This window comes from Deltaproteobacteria bacterium IMCC39524 (assembly GCA_029667085.1).
GTDB lineage: Bacteria > Desulfobacterota > Desulfuromonadia > Desulfuromonadales > BM103 > M0040.
Genome location: JARUHJ010000002.1, coordinates 140,780 through 156,448, shown reverse-complemented (window position 1 = coordinate 156,448; position 15,669 = coordinate 140,780). Strand labels below are relative to the sequence as shown.

General features: G+C 48.5%; 15 protein-coding genes and 2 riboswitches. Of the genes, 7 read left to right on the top strand and 8 right to left on the bottom strand.

Annotation, left to right across the window (positions count from 1 at the left end; genetic code table 11):
• Window positions 1-72: 72 nt before the first annotated feature.
• Window positions 73-1,134 (bottom strand): hypothetical protein, encoded by a 1,062-nt coding sequence (locus P9J64_06365; protein ID MDG5467949.1) that lies wholly within the window; start codon window positions 1,132-1,134, stop codon window positions 73-75.
• A gap of 274 nt (window positions 1,135-1,408) precedes the next feature.
• Between P9J64_06365 and P9J64_06360 the strand changes: the two genes are divergently transcribed.
• Complete coding sequence (locus P9J64_06360; protein MDG5467948.1) at window positions 1,409-4,342, top strand: HD domain-containing phosphohydrolase; 2,934 nt, start codon at window positions 1,409-1,411, stop codon at window positions 4,340-4,342.
• Window positions 4,343-4,377: 35 nt separating this feature from the next.
• Here P9J64_06360 and P9J64_06355 read toward each other — a convergent pair whose 3' ends face one another.
• The 3 genes from P9J64_06355 to P9J64_06345 form a co-directional block, all read right to left on the bottom strand.
• Complete coding sequence (locus P9J64_06355) at window positions 4,378-5,814, bottom strand: META domain-containing protein (GenBank protein ID MDG5467947.1); 1,437 nt, start codon at window positions 5,812-5,814, stop codon at window positions 4,378-4,380.
• Between the two features lie 59 nt (window positions 5,815-5,873).
• A complete protein-coding gene (locus P9J64_06350; protein ID MDG5467946.1) occupies window positions 5,874-7,157 on the bottom strand; it encodes an alpha/beta hydrolase in 1,284 nt (427 codons plus the stop codon).
• Between the two features lie 153 nt (window positions 7,158-7,310).
• Window positions 7,311-8,000, bottom strand: a complete 690-nt coding sequence (locus P9J64_06345) for an alpha/beta hydrolase (GenBank protein MDG5467945.1) — start codon at window positions 7,998-8,000, stop codon at window positions 7,311-7,313.
• Between the two features lie 168 nt (window positions 8,001-8,168).
• Between P9J64_06345 and P9J64_06340 the strand changes: the two genes are divergently transcribed.
• The 5 genes from P9J64_06340 to P9J64_06320 all read left to right on the top strand — a co-directional run bounded on the left by P9J64_06340 (window position 8,169) and on the right by P9J64_06320 (window position 9,604).
• Window positions 8,169-8,417: a hypothetical protein gene (locus tag P9J64_06340; protein ID MDG5467944.1), complete on the top strand. Its 249-nt coding sequence runs from the start codon at window positions 8,169-8,171 to the stop codon at window positions 8,415-8,417.
• Window positions 8,418-9,025: 608 nt separating this feature from the next.
• Complete coding sequence (locus tag P9J64_06335; protein MDG5467943.1) at window positions 9,026-9,151, top strand: hypothetical protein; 126 nt, start codon at window positions 9,026-9,028, stop codon at window positions 9,149-9,151.
• A 24-nt stretch (window positions 9,152-9,175) separates the two neighbouring features.
• Window positions 9,176-9,301 carry a hypothetical protein gene (locus tag P9J64_06330; protein MDG5467942.1) on the top strand — a complete coding sequence of 42 codons (126 nt, stop codon included), beginning with the start codon at window positions 9,176-9,178 and terminating at the stop codon, window positions 9,299-9,301.
• A gap of 24 nt (window positions 9,302-9,325) precedes the next feature.
• Window positions 9,326-9,451 (top strand): hypothetical protein, encoded by a 126-nt coding sequence (locus tag P9J64_06325; protein ID MDG5467941.1) that lies wholly within the window; start codon window positions 9,326-9,328, stop codon window positions 9,449-9,451.
• A gap of 24 nt (window positions 9,452-9,475) precedes the next feature.
• Window positions 9,476-9,604: a hypothetical protein gene (locus P9J64_06320; protein MDG5467940.1), complete on the top strand. Its 129-nt coding sequence runs from the start codon at window positions 9,476-9,478 to the stop codon at window positions 9,602-9,604.
• A 223-nt stretch (window positions 9,605-9,827) separates the two neighbouring features.
• Here P9J64_06320 and P9J64_06315 read toward each other — a convergent pair whose 3' ends face one another.
• The 4 genes from P9J64_06315 to P9J64_06300 all read right to left on the bottom strand — a co-directional run bounded on the left by P9J64_06315 (window position 9,828) and on the right by P9J64_06300 (window position 14,088).
• Window positions 9,828-11,558: a ShlB/FhaC/HecB family hemolysin secretion/activation protein gene (locus tag P9J64_06315; protein ID MDG5467939.1), complete on the bottom strand. Its 1,731-nt coding sequence runs from the start codon at window positions 11,556-11,558 to the stop codon at window positions 9,828-9,830.
• 271 nt (window positions 11,559-11,829) lie between these two features.
• A complete protein-coding gene (locus P9J64_06310; GenBank protein MDG5467938.1) occupies window positions 11,830-12,186 on the bottom strand; it encodes a hypothetical protein in 357 nt (118 codons plus the stop codon).
• A 64-nt stretch (window positions 12,187-12,250) separates the two neighbouring features.
• A riboswitch (cyclic di-GMP riboswitch) is annotated at window positions 12,251-12,338 on the bottom strand.
• Window positions 12,339-13,051: 713 nt separating this feature from the next.
• Window positions 13,052-13,128: riboswitch (cyclic di-GMP riboswitch) on the bottom strand.
• Window positions 13,129-13,498: 370 nt separating this feature from the next.
• Entirely contained in the window at window positions 13,499-13,675 is a 177-nt protein-coding gene (locus tag P9J64_06305; protein MDG5467937.1) for a MarR family transcriptional regulator, read from the bottom strand.
• Between the two features lie 41 nt (window positions 13,676-13,716).
• Complete coding sequence (locus P9J64_06300) at window positions 13,717-14,088, bottom strand: pyridoxamine 5'-phosphate oxidase family protein (GenBank protein ID MDG5467936.1); 372 nt, start codon at window positions 14,086-14,088, stop codon at window positions 13,717-13,719.
• A 123-nt stretch (window positions 14,089-14,211) separates the two neighbouring features.
• Between P9J64_06300 and P9J64_06295 the strand changes: the two genes are divergently transcribed.
• Entirely contained in the window at window positions 14,212-15,603 is a 1,392-nt protein-coding gene (locus P9J64_06295) for a PLP-dependent aminotransferase family protein (protein MDG5467935.1), read from the top strand.
• The last annotated feature ends 66 nt before the right edge of the window (window positions 15,604-15,669 follow it).

The following is a 15,669-nucleotide window of genomic DNA, read 5'->3' as shown; positions in this document are numbered from 1 at the left end:
CTGATTTCATGCCGTTCCATAAGATTTAAAGATTTTCCACGAGCCACGGACCGCGCCCCACGCACCGTTTTCCTAAGACGCCTCGCAGCTGATGCATTCAATGGTTTCAAGGATCACGGCATCGTAATCGTCTTTGCAGAGGATCTCGGCCACTTGGGGATTTTTCAGCAACGCCTTGACCAGACCAAACTTCAAATCACGCGGTAGCGCATCGATGTAAGCGACCAGGTTCTGTTCCTGGCCCAGGGTCAGCCCCGCGTCAACTTCGAGAGTCGTCACCAGATCATTGAGTGTGACCGCCTGCAGGTCATCACGTTGTTGCTTCACCTGGACTTCGACGTCACTCCAGCTATCAAGAACCTGCCGGGCGGTTACCGGACGTTCCTTCTGCTCACGGGACCAACGCAAAAAGCTCACCGCGGCTTCCTGACCCACAATTCCCGCATAAATCTCCATCTCCAAATCTGCCGGGAAACGACAGCATCGGCGCAGCGTGCTGACCATCTCCCAGGCTCGTTCGGTTGGTTCCATCTGCATATCGATGGCCGCACCGGGCTTTGCCAGAAGATTCGGGTAGGCTGAGAGGAATTGCTGGACCGCTTCATCGAACTGCTGTTCTTTAGCGTAGCGGGCCCAACAGTTGTAATCGGTTTCAACGTAAATCATCACCATGCGATCAAGCAGGGCTCGATCCAGAGTCGCTACCTGGTAGGTGCCGTCCGGCGGATTGATGGACACCACGACCTTATGCTTTTGATCCAGTACGTGAGTGTGCAAGCGACGCTGCTCACCTTTAACAGGAGGTTCCACAAACTGGAAGATCGCTTGCAGGGTGTCTTCCTGCTGGGCACGATTCAGCTCATCACAATGCACAATGGTTGCGGGGGCGCCAGAGACTGGCCACCACGATGGTTGCGACCAGTGCATGACTTTTTCTTCGCGGTAGGGGATGCCAACCAGGTCGCCGACCTCCATCTGGCCAAGACGCAAGGCAACATAATCACGACCTATTTCACGGCAGACTTGGGTAATACCGGCACTCTTGCCGACCCCGCGATGACCAACAACGCAAGGGGTCAAATTCGTTTTGGTCAGGATTTCGGCCAAAACGTCTTTCATCTGAGAGATATTCATAACAACCTCAGCTTGGTAGTGGCTATCACAGAAAAAAAGCTCAGGGCGCCCATTTGAGTCTCGGCAAACGTTCTCCCACTTGCCATTAAACACCCTTTTAGTAATATTTAAGCAAGATAACCTAAAGAGGATGAGAAAGTCCATAACGACCCGCTCTTCCCATAATTTCCTCTGGGCGCAGCCGGTTTGGCAAGAGGATCGCTAGACCGGGCGCAATAACCTGATATTCTAAAAATCATAAGATTAAATGAATATTTTTCACCAGGGGGCTTAAATGACACAGGATAAAAATTACCGCCCGACCTTCTACCTGACCATCAATGCGCTTTTTATTGCCGTCATAATCTTTATTGGAGGGATTCTTGCCTGGCACAACTACAGCGATACAAAAAAAATAATTTTGAGCGAAGTTGAGCAGGAGTATGACCACACCCTGGTTTCTCTTGCCAAAGATTTTCAACACACCTACAAACCTGTGTTCGATACGGTCAGCTTGCTTTCCATGACGCCTATCATGGATGCGCTAACCCTTGACGAGAGATTGCAGCAGTTGCCTTTGATGACTACGGCTATGAGCAACCGCGCGGAGGTCGCCGGGCTGCAGGTCGGCTATGAAAATGGTGACTATTTCATTGTCCGCCCAACACCATCCCGTCGGCTCCGCAGCCTTTTTGATGCGCCGGACAACACGGCATTTACGGTTGATAACATTACGACGGATTCTGCAACCGGGCAAAGATTTCTGGAAAGACTTTTTTTTGATGAGTCAATGGCGCAATTATGGCGTAAAGCTCCCGAAGTCACGGAGTATGACCCCAGACTGAGGCCTTGGTACCTTCAGGCCGTCAAAACAGATCGCGTCGCCGCTGTAGCGCCCTACCTGTTTTATTTTCTCAAAGAAATTGGCACAACCGTTTTCTATGCCCCCGCCGGCAAAAAGACGGTTATTGCCGCAGATGTCACCTTACAGCAACTTTCTGCGACCCTGGCAGAATACCTGCCTACGCCAGGCTCCGAGATCGCTCTGCTGAGCGCCGATGGCTACGTGCTGGGTTATAACCAGCCTGAAAAAAACATTATCATTCAAGACGATGAACAGTTCAAAATTGCCAAACTTGATGAATTGGGCAGTCGTGTTTTTACTTTCGTAAATACCAACAAGCTGCTGCAACCGGGGCCACTGAGCTTCTCAGACGAAGGCAGAGACTGGCATGGCTCTGTTCGCACGTTCAATGTCAGTGGTGTCGAGGGAAAAGACCTGACCTTGGTGATGCTCTCCCCGCGTGATGAGCTGTTAGCCGATGTCAACAGGAGGGTTAAAATCTCCCTTCTTATTACCCTCGCAATTTTACTCGTTTCTATTCCACTGGTCTCAGTTGTCGCCAGGATGATTTCACAGGCTTTAAACAAGCTCGCTGAAGAAGCCGTCCTGATCAGTCGATTTGATTTCAACAGGCCGCTGCCTCTGCGGTCGAAGATCAAGGAGGTCGACGAACTGGCTCGTTCGATGGAGATGATGAAAAGTACCATCAGCAGGTTTCTTGCCTTGATTAAATCGCTGGCCAGCGAGCAGAATTTTCAAGCCATGCTCGAACAAATTACCGAAGAAACATTGCATGTCAGTGAAGCCGATGGCGTCTTGACCTGGCTGGTTGATGACGCCACCAATGCATTGACACCCGTCGCCTTTTATGACCAGGGAAAGGGAAAAGCGGACCTCACAGGCCTGCCGTCATACGCTGTTGATGGCGAGCAGCCCCTGGCGGAAGCCGCCAGGCAAGGCAATGTCAGTCAATGGAATCTTCGCAAGATCGACCATGGCGACTTGAGCGTCCTTTTTAAAGTCCTTGATGTTGAGACGCTGGCGGTCACCGCTTTTCCTCTCTGCAACCGTAAGAACGAGGTGATTGGTCTGCTCTGCCAGCTGAACAAAGCGACGGATGAGAGTCTGAAAAGTGAAGCGGCCGTTGGTCGCATGGATTTTGTGCGCACCTTCTCCGGCTTTGCCTCGGTTTCACTGGAAAGCAGACATTTGTTGGAGATGCAGAAGCGCTTGCTCGACTCATTTATACTCCTGCTTGCCGGAGCGATAGACGCAAAGTCACCTTATACGGGTGGCCACTGCCAGCGGGTTCCCGTTCTGGTCAAGATGCTGGCAAAGGCTGCCTGCCATGACAAGGGCTTTTTCAAGGACTTCCAGCTTGATGAAGATGGCTGGGAGGCTCTGCACCTCGCCGGCTGGCTGCATGACTGCGGTAAGGTGACCACGCCCGAGTACGTTGTCGACAAGGCAACCAAGCTTGAAACGATCTACGACCGCATTCACGAAGTGCGAACCCGTTTTGAAGTCCTGAAAAGAGATATGCAGATCAAGTACTGGGAACAGGTCGCTGACGGCGCTGACAGGAAGTCCTTGCGGGAAGAACTGGACCAGGAACTTAGTCAGCTTGATGAAGAGTTCACCTTTGTCGCGGGTTGCAATCTCGGCGACGAGATGGTCACCCCAGAACAGGTTGAGCGCCTGGAGCAAATCGCCAAGAGGACCTGGACGCGGACACTTGACGACCGTGTGGGTATCTCCTGGGAGGAGGAGAAGCGCAAGGACAGGTTGCCACGAGCGCCGCTCCCGGTTGAGGAATACCTGCTTGCCGACAGAATTGACCATCTGATCGAACGCACGGAAAACGAAAAGATGCCCGAGGACAATCCCTGGGGATTCAAGATGAAGGTCCCCGAGTACCGTTATAACCAGGGAGAGCTATACAATCTCAAGGTCGAACGGGGAACGCTGACTCCCGAAGAGCGTTACAAGATTGGCGATCATGTCGTGCAGACAATCATGATGCTGGAAAAGCTCCCCTATCCGAAACATCTCAAGGAGGTTCCGGCGATCGCAGGAAGCCATCACGAGACAATGCTTGGTCAGGGCTATCCGAAGAAATTAAGCAAAGAGGAGATGTCTCTGCCAGCCAGGATGATGGCTGTCGCCGATATTTTTGAAGCCCTGACTGCATCGGACCGGCCCTATAAAAAGCCCAAGAAACTGAGCGATGCAATCCGCGTCATGAGTTTCTTTAAAAAAGACCAGCACATCGATGGTGATCTGTTTGATCTGTTTTTAAGGAGTGGCATCTATCTGGAATATGCACAGGAATATCTTGCCCCCGACCAGATTGACGAGGTGGATATCGAGAGTTATCTAGCTTAAGACACCAGACCCCGGGAGAGCATGAACACAGCCGCTTATTGCATGTTCATATCAGATGCGCCTGCGAAGAACATGACACCCCAATCCTCACCCTGCCCGTAACTGATGGTCAGCTTGCCTGCAGCCCAGGAAAAGTGTCCCACTCGTGAGAGAAGTTCAAGAAATCGTTGCTCTGCTGCAGAAAGCACCGGGTCTGCGCAGGCCCTGCGGGTGGAACCCACAGCTGTAACCGTGATGTCGCCGGGCCTCTCACCGCTGGCGACATTGGCAAAATAATTATTGCAGCCGGAAGAACCGATCAATCGACCGCCTTTGTAGCTCAAGGTTATGTTGATAGCGGAAGCAACCGGTTCCTCATTACGCCAACGCGTCAGGCGCCAAAGCTGGCCTTGCAAAAGCTCGGGAGACAGACGTTCAGCCGCCCGCTCAAGAGGTTGCTCTTCCAGACGCTGCCCGTCAAAGGTCCAGATTCGCGTCAGCGCATCACCAGGGCAGCACATTCCATCATCGGGGCCGGCCTGAATCAGGTCAATATGGATGCGGTTACCCTTGAGATAAAAGTCACGAATCCGGACCCGGTCTCCAACGGACAATGTTGCCAGGTTATTCGGCATGTCCTCGTACTTCTTCATGATGGCCAGGTATAAAAAATCTCCGGTGCCGCCGGGGGCATAATTGATCAGGACCGCTGTTTCTGGGCTGCCATCCAAATCGAGATCTCCGCTGAGGTAAAGATCCTCAACCATCTGTGCCTGGGGCAGAGTGGCGCCTCCAGCGACATACGGCTCGCCTTCCCAGCGGCCATTTTGCAGGGTTATCTCGGCGGCAAGACCTTCAAAGCCGCGGTAATTGGCGTTACGCAAAGCTTTTAAAGAGAGGGTCTCCCCGGGCAAGGCTGTGGTTGCGCCACCGTGAGGGAGACAGAGTAGCCGGGTGCCGAACCAGTCAACCGTGGCCTCACCCTGATGTGACCAGAATTCAACGCCCGGTGCGGCATAGCGTGCGCCGCTGCCGCTGTGTTGAATAAAGGCGATGACCTGATCATTGCCCCAGGTCAGGACAGCACTGGGCGGAATCGTCTGGTTATAAAATACGGTCGTGAACGGTATGCTCTGTTGCTGGTTGCAGATCAGGGTCGTGTAATTGGGAGACATCAGCAGACCACCTGTAATCTGCAATTCGACGATACGTGTCTGGTAGCTAACTTCAACACAGCCCCTTACGTCCTCGGCCTTCCAGCAATCGTTTCGACCCTTGATCCAGCCTCGCTGCATCGCTCGTGTCTTGGCATGCTCATCCGTCGGCAGGCGTTTCATTGCGGACTCGTAAACCTCGGCCAGGTTTTGATCCAGCTTAGCCAACGGTTGGTCGCGACAGATCAGTTGTTCCACTTCGCCGGCGGCTTTGCTGCAGTCGAAGGACGGTGAGGCAAGAATCAGGCTGGTTGCGGATAAAACAAATGTGACTGTCATTAGGAAGATTCGGGTATTCATGTTCATTGACTCTGCCGTGCGGCTGCAAAAACAGTCGTTTATTTTTCTTTCTCGCCGCCAAACCATCGACTGCCGAGCTCTTGCCTGGTCGCTTCGCGTACTTCGTTGGGGTACTCTGGTGACATGAAAAAAACACCTTCCAGTTCGGCGGAACTTAAACCGCGGAGATGGGATGGCAGGTTGGTCCGCAGTAACAGGACGATGTCACTGCTGGCCCAGGGGTGACGATACCAGTAGTGATGACCGATAATATCAAAGCCTCTCCCTTCCTGGTTGAGCGACAGGTCAATCACCTCGAAGTTTTCGACCCCCAAAGACTCAACCACGGCTAGTTCTTCCGTCAATGCCGATTCTTCGCCGATGCGAACCCCGCCATCCATATATTTTTCCGCGGCCAGCAAGGCCGGGTCATGATCGGAGACTGTGACGACGACCTGCTTAGCAAGAGCACTGACTGATGGGAGTCGTTCCTGGAAGGTGTGCAAGGGAACATCGGCGGCCGCAAAGATTACAGAGCCAAGGCGAAACTTCTGTTTAACCGCATCCTGGTCGAGAGAGTTGTATGAAGTACGTAACTCATGCAGGGCTTTTGAAGCGACGCGAGCTCCGGCGCTATAGGAGAGCAGGTTGATATGTTTTGCTGTCGTATGCTCGGCGAGAAACTCCAGCAGCGCGCGCAGGGCCTGGCTGGAATCCCGGGCGCGAGTCACGTCGACCCCGAACAGGTAGTAAAGGATGTTCTGATGGGACGGCCAGGAGAATGCAACGCCAACAAAATCCCGCCCGGTGAAATGGTCGATTTCCGCCGTCATGGCCACAGAATTCAGAAAGTCGACCTTTGTGCCGTGCACGTAGACCATAATTTCCTTATCTTCCGCTGCGGCCAGTTGCGCATTGATCTCTGTGGCAAACTTTTTCTGTTCCGCAGAGAGAGGTACATTGTCTTTGGCCTGGAAACTTTCCGGCAAGGTCGCTAGTTCTTCAAAGCTCTCCAGAGTGATGTGAACGGGAGACTCCCGTTGCTTTGAAGTCGAGGCGAGATACAGGTCTGACCAGCTAAAGTTCTCATCTCCAAAGCGCAGCACAGAATGACCCAGATGGAGTCTTTGCCCCTTATCGTTGCCGTAGGGGAGCCCTCCTGTCTCGATTTGTTGCGGCTTCCGGTTGGTCACATAGAACACGGACAGGGCCGTCTCATGCTGCGTTTCATCAAGATGGGCAAAGGGATCAACCGCAGCCTCATGGTAGATCGCAGGGGTCTCCATCAGAACAAACTGCGGGGGCGCACTGCAACCAGCGTAGAGGGAAATTGGCAGCAGCATTGAAATGAAATATGAAAACAGCCTGGAGGGCCTTGTTGTCATCGAAATCACCACTGGGAAAAGTTAAGTGTTTATCAACTAGCTTACACGATAAACTCTCAGAGACAATTGTGTCACCGGGCCGATCCAAGGCGTTTTCTGCTTATGCTCTGCTTACTGGCGTTTGAATGTCCCGTTCTTCAAATAATGGACAACTTGAGCGATCACGTCATCATTCTTCATCATAAACGGGTGAGTGACTTTCATTTCAATATGGTCATTCATCCCCTCCAGCTTGGTCCTTTCGACAGAAACCTTGCCGTCGTCAGTGCTCGGTATGATCCATGACAAAATCCAGTTTATGCTTTTCGTACCGGCAACAATACCAACATCAAACTCAGCTTTGCCGAGTTGGTTTGGAATACTCAGCTCTCCTGTGCCGAGCTGCATCCCGGCATCCCCATTTATGAAATGAAACCCTGGGAAACTTTTCAATTTATCCACGACTTCACTGCCCTGGTTGGGCGGCCCGAGCATGACAACACGTTCAAGGTTTGGAATCTCGTGATTGCTCAGATAGTGTCGAACCAAGATGCCGCCCAGCGAATGCGTGACAAAATTGATCCCTTTATCGTCGGAGCACTGCTCCAGAGCCGGAGCTATCGTTGCTTCAGACAGGATCTCAATAGGGTAATCTCGAGAAGGGTAGTCAACATTTACGGTCTGGAAGTTCTCCTGCCTTAGAGACTCTGCCAGCTTTTCCATTGAGCTGTCGGAACGAGCAAGACCGTGAAGAAGGACCGCACATGCAGCATGTGCCTGCAGGGGCATGAGAAGGCACATTATGATGACAAGAAATTTCATATTTTAAATCATTTCAGTGACAGACCTGGCGAGTCGGATCTTGTCGCTCTAGGGTGAGCCGTTGTTGTTCCTCTGGAAATAAGTCCAGATGAGTTTAATCCCCATAATAAGCAGACCAAATCCACCAGCGATCAGGCTCAGACATCCAAGGGGCAGAAAAAAACTCTCATGCAAAACGCCGTCTTTGTCCAGATACTGGTAGAAGGTGCTTTCAAGGAACAGGCTCGTGAATCCCAACACAAGCAGAACCAGGCTTGCCAGGAAAATCTTGAATTTCAAGATCTTCCTCACGACCGGGACTTTTCGACCGGCCGGGACTGTCGGCTTTGGCCCGGCTTTTTTGCTGTGACCCTTACCAGAGATACTCAAGATTCAACCCCGCGCCCCATTCACGGCCATGGCTTTTTCCCCGATTGAGGGGTACTCATGGAGCTCTTTAATACAACAAATGATGGCCATCAGGATTTGACCCTTGGTGCCCTTGCTCGTAGGACAGGGTTCGTGAGAATATTTTTTTCGGTCAAACTGCGTGACTTACAGCAATGCAGGAGGAATTATAGTAATCATGACTCATCATCAATCTCCTCTTCGTCAAAATGATGCTTAAAAATCAAGATAATTAGGCTAACTTACCAGTTGGAAAGATGACGTTCTTCTCAGATGTGAGATCTGAGCGAACTGAAAACTATTCAGGTTCTCAAAATGAAAAACTCAAAGAGCTTATTTAATATAGTCCGGATCACGTATGCCCAAGTCTATAAGTAAAAAACCTGTATTGTCCATTTTGATGGTGTCTTTGTAGAGCATTTCTCTTGCATCATTACTTCGATATACGGCTACTTGCTTATTTTGAATGCCAGGCTCGATTACATTGAACCCATAACTCGTTTGAACGATGTGCCTTCCAGAGGTTACAGGCATTTGAGTGCCTTTGCTCACGACTCCGATGTAGTGCGTTGGTTGTGTTTTAGGCAATAACGCTTGTGAGGTTGCTCCAGGGCTAACTATGCCTGTTACAACCTGCGATGGAACCAACTGCGGTGTTACCCCAGGAGTTGGATGGGGCACTTGATGCGGTAACGGCGTTGATGTTGCTGTTGGCGTCGGTATCGGTTGAGGTGGAACAGGAGCATAGCCTGAAGGCCCTTTAGCATACGTACCCGTTACAATCTGCGATGGAACCAACTGCGGTATTGCCCCAGGAGTTGGATGGGGCACTTGATGCGGCACCGGCGTTGGTGTTGCCGTTGGCGTCGGTATCGGTTGAGGTGGAACAGGAGCATAGCCTGAAGGCCCTTTAGCATACGTACCCGTTACAACCTGCGATGGAACCAACTGCGGTATTTTCCCAGGAGTTGGTTGAGGCACTTGATGCGGCACCGGCGTTGGTGTTGCCGTTGGCGTCGGTATCGGTTGAGGTGGAACAGGAGCATAGCCTGAAGGCCCTTTAGCGTACGTACCCGTTACAACCTGCGATGGAACCAACTGCGGTATTTTCCCAGGTGTTGGTTGAGGCACTTGATGCGGCACCGGCGTTGGTGTTGCTGTTGGCGTTGGTATCGGTTGAGGCGGAACAAGGTAAGCATTGTGATGATCTGGAGTAATTGTTCCAGTGTGTGGGTTGGTTGTTGAAGTGTCTGGTGTTACTCCGGTAGATCCAATCCCTGTCGTGGTCCCGCTGGGGGCCCTTCCGCTGTCTGAGGTGTGACTCTGGCAGTGTGGGTTACCGGTGTGTCTCCCCGTCGTACAAAGTCCTGCGAAGAGCATGCTGTTCATCAATAAGAACAGCAATAGTGCCAAAGGCGCAACTTTTCTCATGGCAAGCTCCTAAAAATAAAAAATCGTATTTATCCAGAAACGATAGTCACTATCCGAACGATCTCTGGCTTCACCAGTATCTGGCCATTTCGTGTCATTATTACCAATTTGTCGCCCCAACATTGCACGGATCACCATAGTGTCGCTCCATGTTTGAGTCAAAGTAAGTCCAACAGATTGAAGTACAATATCATTCTTTATGAAATCGTTATTCCCTTCCCAGCCATCCCAGGGGTCCTTGTGAAGTTTAGTCCAGCCATATGCATAGAAGGCGCTGAGTTGGAGATTCCCTTTCCAGGGGAGATCATAAAAATCATACCTCAGATCTGCATTTAACAGCGCTCCATCATCTCCACCTGCCTGACCCGTTGGATATCCACCCACACTATAAGGGCCCCCAAGATAGAATTTTTGCGAGGTGTCTAGGTTTTTGTTTGCAATTTGGCCTGAAACAGAAATATTGGACGAAAGATTTCCATAGAGATGCTGTAGCCTTGATAATGAAACGTTTAATTTAGCAAAACTCCCGGCTGTTTCAGCCGTCATGTCATCGAAATTTTCATAACCATCATTGCCATCTAAGTCGAGATAGCCAACCGTTAGAGAAGAATCAAAATAGGTGACTCCATTTGAGACAAAATCATCATCATGATCTCCGTGAAGACCGAATACTCCTGTATGCACTACGCGATCTGCTAACTCTCCTGCATCTGACTCATCGGTCATCCTGGTATAGATATAACTCGCTTCACCATGAACGTTGTTATGTCGCGTACGCACAAAGGGATATTTTACATAAACCCGAGCACTAAAAGCATCACCCTCAGCGCCTACATCGCGAAATTCATGATCAAGTTTATACTTATAATAGTCAAAAGATGCGCCGATACGCATATCATTATCTGAAACGGGAACAGCTAGATCAACATAACCAAAATTAGAGTATTCGCCAGTAGTCACAAACCTGAAAACCAACTCCTCACCGTTTTTAGTTGGGCTGTTGAAATACAGTGTTGTCCCAAAACGGTTCTCGCCAGTGTAATAATCACCGAAGTTGTCATAGTCTAAGTTGCCCTGAAAGACATCTTCATCATGAGTTTGCAATAAAAATCCTGCAGCACCAACCTCACGCCCTGGGTACAGGACCCCCCTTGCAGTAATGCCAGGGAGGTCGTTAGCTAAAAGAATGGCACGTTCATAATCCTCTTTTATGATAATTCCCGGCTTTAGGGTGCTCGTTAAAAGTTTTGTGATGATATCGTCTTTGACGCGATCACCACTATTCTCCAGTTCTATACCATCATCTTCCAGATAGCCTTCGTAGACATGTAAAATGACGATTCCTTCGTGAATACTGTGCGGTGGGATGTAGACTTTAGCGGCAAAATAGCCTTGATTTCGATAATATCTCATCAAGGTGTTGGCCGCTTCATGTAGCGCCGATGTGTTAAGCAGGCGATTTGTAAAGGGTTGCATTACATGATGAAGTTCATTTTTACTCAGACGCGTGTTGCCAACAATCTTAAAACCATTGACGTGCAGTTGATGCGTATCATCATAGGTTATTTGGTCTGGAACTGAGATCTCTGTTTCAGGTTGCTTTTTACCTTTGCCAATGTCGCGCAAAGAATCGTCTTTGATTTGGCGATACAGACTTCCAGAGTTTGGCAAGGGCGCGGCAATAGTTTGTGTAGAGATTAAAAACGAAGCGAAAACCCCACACATAACAATGAAATGCATAAAACTTACCTCTCTACTAAAATTTTCAGGAGCCACCAATTTCACTTAGTGGCCAGAGAGCTCTACGAAAACAAAAACACCCCCAAAATATAACCAAAAAAGTATAGAATGCAACCTAGTTGTTAAAAGTCACGACTTCTGAGATGAAAAACGGCTTCTTATTGATAGAGACATTCAGGAAGCTGTTTAATACACAAAACTATGTCCACCAGGGGACGATCCTTGGTGGCCTTCTTATAAGACGTCTGCCTCTAGCCCCTATGTTCCCTGTTTAGCAATATGAGGTCCCGCATTTCACCGGCCTCGGTGAGTAGTCGAACTCGATGTCTTCACTGTCTTTCTTCATCGAGAGTACAGAACCAATGCTGCTGCTCTTTCTAGGTGAGTAATCAAACTCAATAACTTCGCTATTAGTATTCTTGGAAGAAGCAGATGCAAGACCGCTACTGACCGTCATCGGTGAGTAGGCAAACTCAATGCCGTCGTTTCCCATAATATCAATTGAGCCTTTATCCTCTAGATAAACATTAGCTGTCCCATAGCCTCCTGCAATAACTGCTGTAGGGGTTGTTAAGGCAAACAAAGAGATGAGAATACTGAAGAGCAATACCTTGGCAAGATTTTTCATGGCAGAGTCCTTTCCTTTGCGCCCGCATCAAAAATAAAACCGAGCGCACCGTTAGAATTTGTCCTTCGGTAGCTCGGCCATCTGGAAGTGTTTAAGAAGTGAGATCCGCCGCTTTCCGTCCCTGCTTTTCAGCAAGTTTGGTTTTATCGAGACCTTACAACTGTAATTATCTACCTTGGTAGTTCTGGCGTCAAGGGGGGCTGTCTAGCAAGGTCGTCGATACCTGATTTTGTTCTTATATGTCACGACTTATATAATGAATAATGGCCACCTGGGAATGGGTGGCCTTTTTATTGGATTGCAGGGGCAGTAAGAATTTCTCATTTCTGCCAATCTGAGCAACCCAAATCAATACGAGAGGATTAATAGTAAGGAGGGTAACTGGATTCGAGCCGCTCCCCCAGCTCCCGAATCCTTTGGAGTAAAAGTTAGCATATTTCGTCCGATTTAAACACCAAGCTATTTACTTGCTATCTTTTTTTGATGGTGGCAACCGTTGCATTCGGTTGGCCCTTTTGAGGATTCATGACAATTTTGACAATAACTATGCGCCAACAGTTTAGTCATAGAACCACCAAAAGCTTTCAATGCGCTATGGCATGCATGGCAATCATTCAGGCGATCCATGGAATGGACTTCATGGTCAAAAATTACGATTCCTGCAGATGTTTGATATTCTGTCTTAAATTTATGGTTGTAGTTTTCCTCACTAAAAGCACAACAGAAAAAAGAAACAAACGTCAATAGTATTTAGAAACTGTACTTACGCATGATTCCCCCTTTAGAATTAGCATGCCGACCAAAACAGAAAGCCACCCACTTTAATAAATGCGGATGGCTTTTACTGTTTTCTCATTATTGGCCTCCTGGTAACTCGGCTATCCTCAATTAGGACCCGTGGCTTTGCGTCATCAGGTTACCCTGACTTTGCCTTTATCGGAGTTTCTTCTTTAATAGATTAGCAACAAGCAGGCCAACAGGGCTTTGCCTCTATTAATTAACCTCTTACAGGGTAAAGAGGATTTGTTCTTATTATAAGTTCTAGCTATTTAACTAGAACTTGGCTGAATATTAGCCATATAGCATTAGGGCAAGTGCATTATTTTGGTGTGGCCATTACTGGAATGAAGCTTAAGCAGCAATTATGCATTTCTGTGTATCACTGCTAGTCAAAACAAGGTGAGAGTATAAATAGTAACCGATAGGCTAGATTCAAACCAACGCCCTCTTGCTCCTTTTAGAGACACTTTAATTCAAACGAAAAGGCCACTAGTTAACGGTGGGCCTTTTCTCATATGAAGGAAAATGTGGTTTAAGCTGGAGTCCAGTAGCAACGTTTAGGCGAGACGATTTTATCTTCTTTTTTTAGTTGTGCCATTGCTTTGTCGACTGCTTTGCGGTCAAGTCCGCTAAGTTCTGTGATCTTGCCTGCATTGAGAGGCTGTCCTTCAGAACGCATAACTTCGAGAACCTTTTCAGTAACATCCATTTTTATACTCCTTCAGTGAAAATTCTCTTTTTGAGTAAGGGTTACCAGGTTTGGGTGGCGGAATCAATTGTGACAGCGAGCGTTGCCCTTAGCCAGCTAAACTTCTCCTTCAAGATGTTATAATCTGGCCCGGAAGTTACAAATTCGGCCTTCCCCTTAATCAAAAAACCTGCGCCCGCTCCGTGCAGTCCCTTAACCTTACTACTTGCTGTAGTGATGGCAACTTCATGGTTATGCTTGATGTTTTCTTCTGTCTTATGCATATATCCGGCTGGGATCAGAAAACGCCCTTCCGGTGATATTTGGACATAACTGTTCCAGGTATTGACCATGTGAAGGCCATCTTTACCCTGCGTTGCAATCGAAACAATTCCGTCCTTTTTGAGAATTTCGAGTAGTTTTTCAGAAATCATAATGGGTTCTCCTTTACTAAATAGTTTGTTATTAAAGATGGTGTAAGGGTACTTGATTGCTGTCCCCATCAAAAGGTACAATTCACAAAAAAACTATGAGGACAGATTGCCCGTAATCAGATCATGTTTAATTTAAACAATACAGATTCCACTCCGCTCTACCAGCAACTTTTCCTTCAAATTCAAGAAAAAATATTGTCAGGAAAGTTGCCAGCGCATACTAAGCTTCCTTCAATTCGGGACTTAGCGGAAGAGTTGTCAGCAAGCCGCAATACAATTGAAGGGGCTTTCCAAGAACTGTGTGCGGAGGGGTACATCTACAGCAAGTCGCGGAGTGGTTACTTTGTCTCAGACATTGAACTGGAGCTAGCGACTGCGACAACTGTGTCTTATCCGAAGCAGGATCTTCACCCAAAGTTGGCAGAGCGTTATCGATTTGATTTCCATCCGGCTCGCCTCGACCCTGAAGTTTTTCCTACAACTCACTGGAGAAGATGTCTCATTGACGCCGTTCGCACGGAAGCAGGTAGTTTTTCTGAGTACAGCGAACCTCAAGGCGAATGGGGGTTACGTTGCAACATTCAATTTTATCTGGAGCGTTCTCGCGGTGTTCACTGTAGCCCGGATCAAATAGTTATTAGTTCAGGATTGCAACAGAACCTGGAGATAGTTGCCCAGTTAATTCGGGATGACCACAGTTCCATCGCTACTGAAAATCCCGGCTACCATCTACCGCAAGATGTATTCAGAAATCTCGGTTTCAGAATCAATCCAATAGATATAGGTTCTTCCACCCTCAATCCAAATATACTGAAATCAAGCGAGAGCACGGTTGTTTATATAACGCCTTCACACCAGATGCCGCTCGGTTACGTCATGCCTGTCGCTGATAGATTAAAGCTCATCTCCTGGGCCGATATGGGTGAAAAGTTTATTATAGAGGATGATTACGACAGTGAGCTCCGATATATAGGAAGACCAATTTCGTCTCTCCAAGGGTTGAATCCTCAAGGGAACATTATCTATCTGGGGAGCTTCTCAAAGGTTTTCTCTCCGGCGTTACGCTTATGCTACATGGTTCTTCCTGCTCGGTTGGCAGATACCTACAAGAAGAAGTTTAAAAATTATCTTTCTCCTGTTCCTCTCCTAACTCAACGGGCGATGATTTCTTTCATGGAGCAGGGACATTGGGAGCAGCATTTGAGACGTGTCCGCATATTTTACAAAAAGAAACACGACTTAACGCTTCGAGCGATTGAGCAAAGTTTCGGAGATAAGGTAACGGTAATCGGCCAAGGCGCTGGACTTCATATTGTCTTGGAGTTAGCGGATAGGATTAAGGATGAGACTGAATTTATCAGTCAAGCGAAGCAACGGGAATGCAGGTTGCTGTCGTTTTCAGATTTTTATGTAGATGGCAAAAAAGAGCACAACAAGCTGCTGATCGGTTTCGGTGGAATCCCCATTGAAGAAATCCCGTCGGGGATTGACCTTCTTTCTAGTCTACTTGAGTAACATTATTTCATTCCAGTACCTGCACCGGCTGGTTCGGGGATCAATCCGGACTCAAGCACCCACGAT

Excerpts from the sequence above, each read along its gene's own strand:
- P9J64_06355 (MDG5467947.1), bottom strand. The coding sequence starts at position 5,814 with ATGACAGTCACATTTGTTTTATCCGCAACCAGCCTGATTCTTGCCTCA.
- P9J64_06330 (MDG5467942.1), top strand. The coding sequence starts at position 9,176 with ATGGAACCAACTGCGGTATTGCCCCAGGAGTTGGATGGGGCACTTGAT.
- P9J64_06365 (MDG5467949.1), bottom strand. The coding sequence starts at position 1,134 with ATGAATATCTCTCAGATGAAAGACGTTTTGGCCGAAATCCTGACCAAA.
- P9J64_06345 (MDG5467945.1), bottom strand. The coding sequence starts at position 8,000 with ATGAAATTTCTTGTCATCATAATGTGCCTTCTCATGCCCCTGCAGGCA.
- P9J64_06350 (MDG5467946.1), bottom strand. The coding sequence starts at position 7,157 with ATGCTGCTGCCAATTTCCCTCTACGCTGGTTGCAGTGCGCCCCCGCAG.
- P9J64_06340 (MDG5467944.1), top strand. The coding sequence starts at position 8,169 with ATGCAAAACGCCGTCTTTGTCCAGATACTGGTAGAAGGTGCTTTCAAG.
- P9J64_06320 (MDG5467940.1), top strand. The coding sequence starts at position 9,476 with ATGGAACCAACTGCGGTATTTTCCCAGGTGTTGGTTGAGGCACTTGAT.
- P9J64_06305 (MDG5467937.1), bottom strand. The coding sequence starts at position 13,675 with ATGGATGTTACTGAAAAGGTTCTCGAAGTTATGCGTTCTGAAGGACAG.
- P9J64_06295 (MDG5467935.1), top strand. The coding sequence starts at position 14,212 with ATGTTTAATTTAAACAATACAGATTCCACTCCGCTCTACCAGCAACTT.
- P9J64_06335 (MDG5467943.1), top strand. The coding sequence starts at position 9,026 with ATGGAACCAACTGCGGTGTTACCCCAGGAGTTGGATGGGGCACTTGAT.
- P9J64_06310 (MDG5467938.1), bottom strand. The coding sequence starts at position 12,186 with ATGAAAAATCTTGCCAAGGTATTGCTCTTCAGTATTCTCATCTCTTTG.
- P9J64_06360 (MDG5467948.1), top strand. The coding sequence starts at position 1,409 with ATGACACAGGATAAAAATTACCGCCCGACCTTCTACCTGACCATCAAT.
- P9J64_06325 (MDG5467941.1), top strand. The coding sequence starts at position 9,326 with ATGGAACCAACTGCGGTATTTTCCCAGGAGTTGGTTGAGGCACTTGAT.
- P9J64_06315 (MDG5467939.1), bottom strand. The coding sequence starts at position 11,558 with ATGCATTTCATTGTTATGTGTGGGGTTTTCGCTTCGTTTTTAATCTCT.
- P9J64_06300 (MDG5467936.1), bottom strand. The coding sequence starts at position 14,088 with ATGATTTCTGAAAAACTACTCGAAATTCTCAAAAAGGACGGAATTGTT.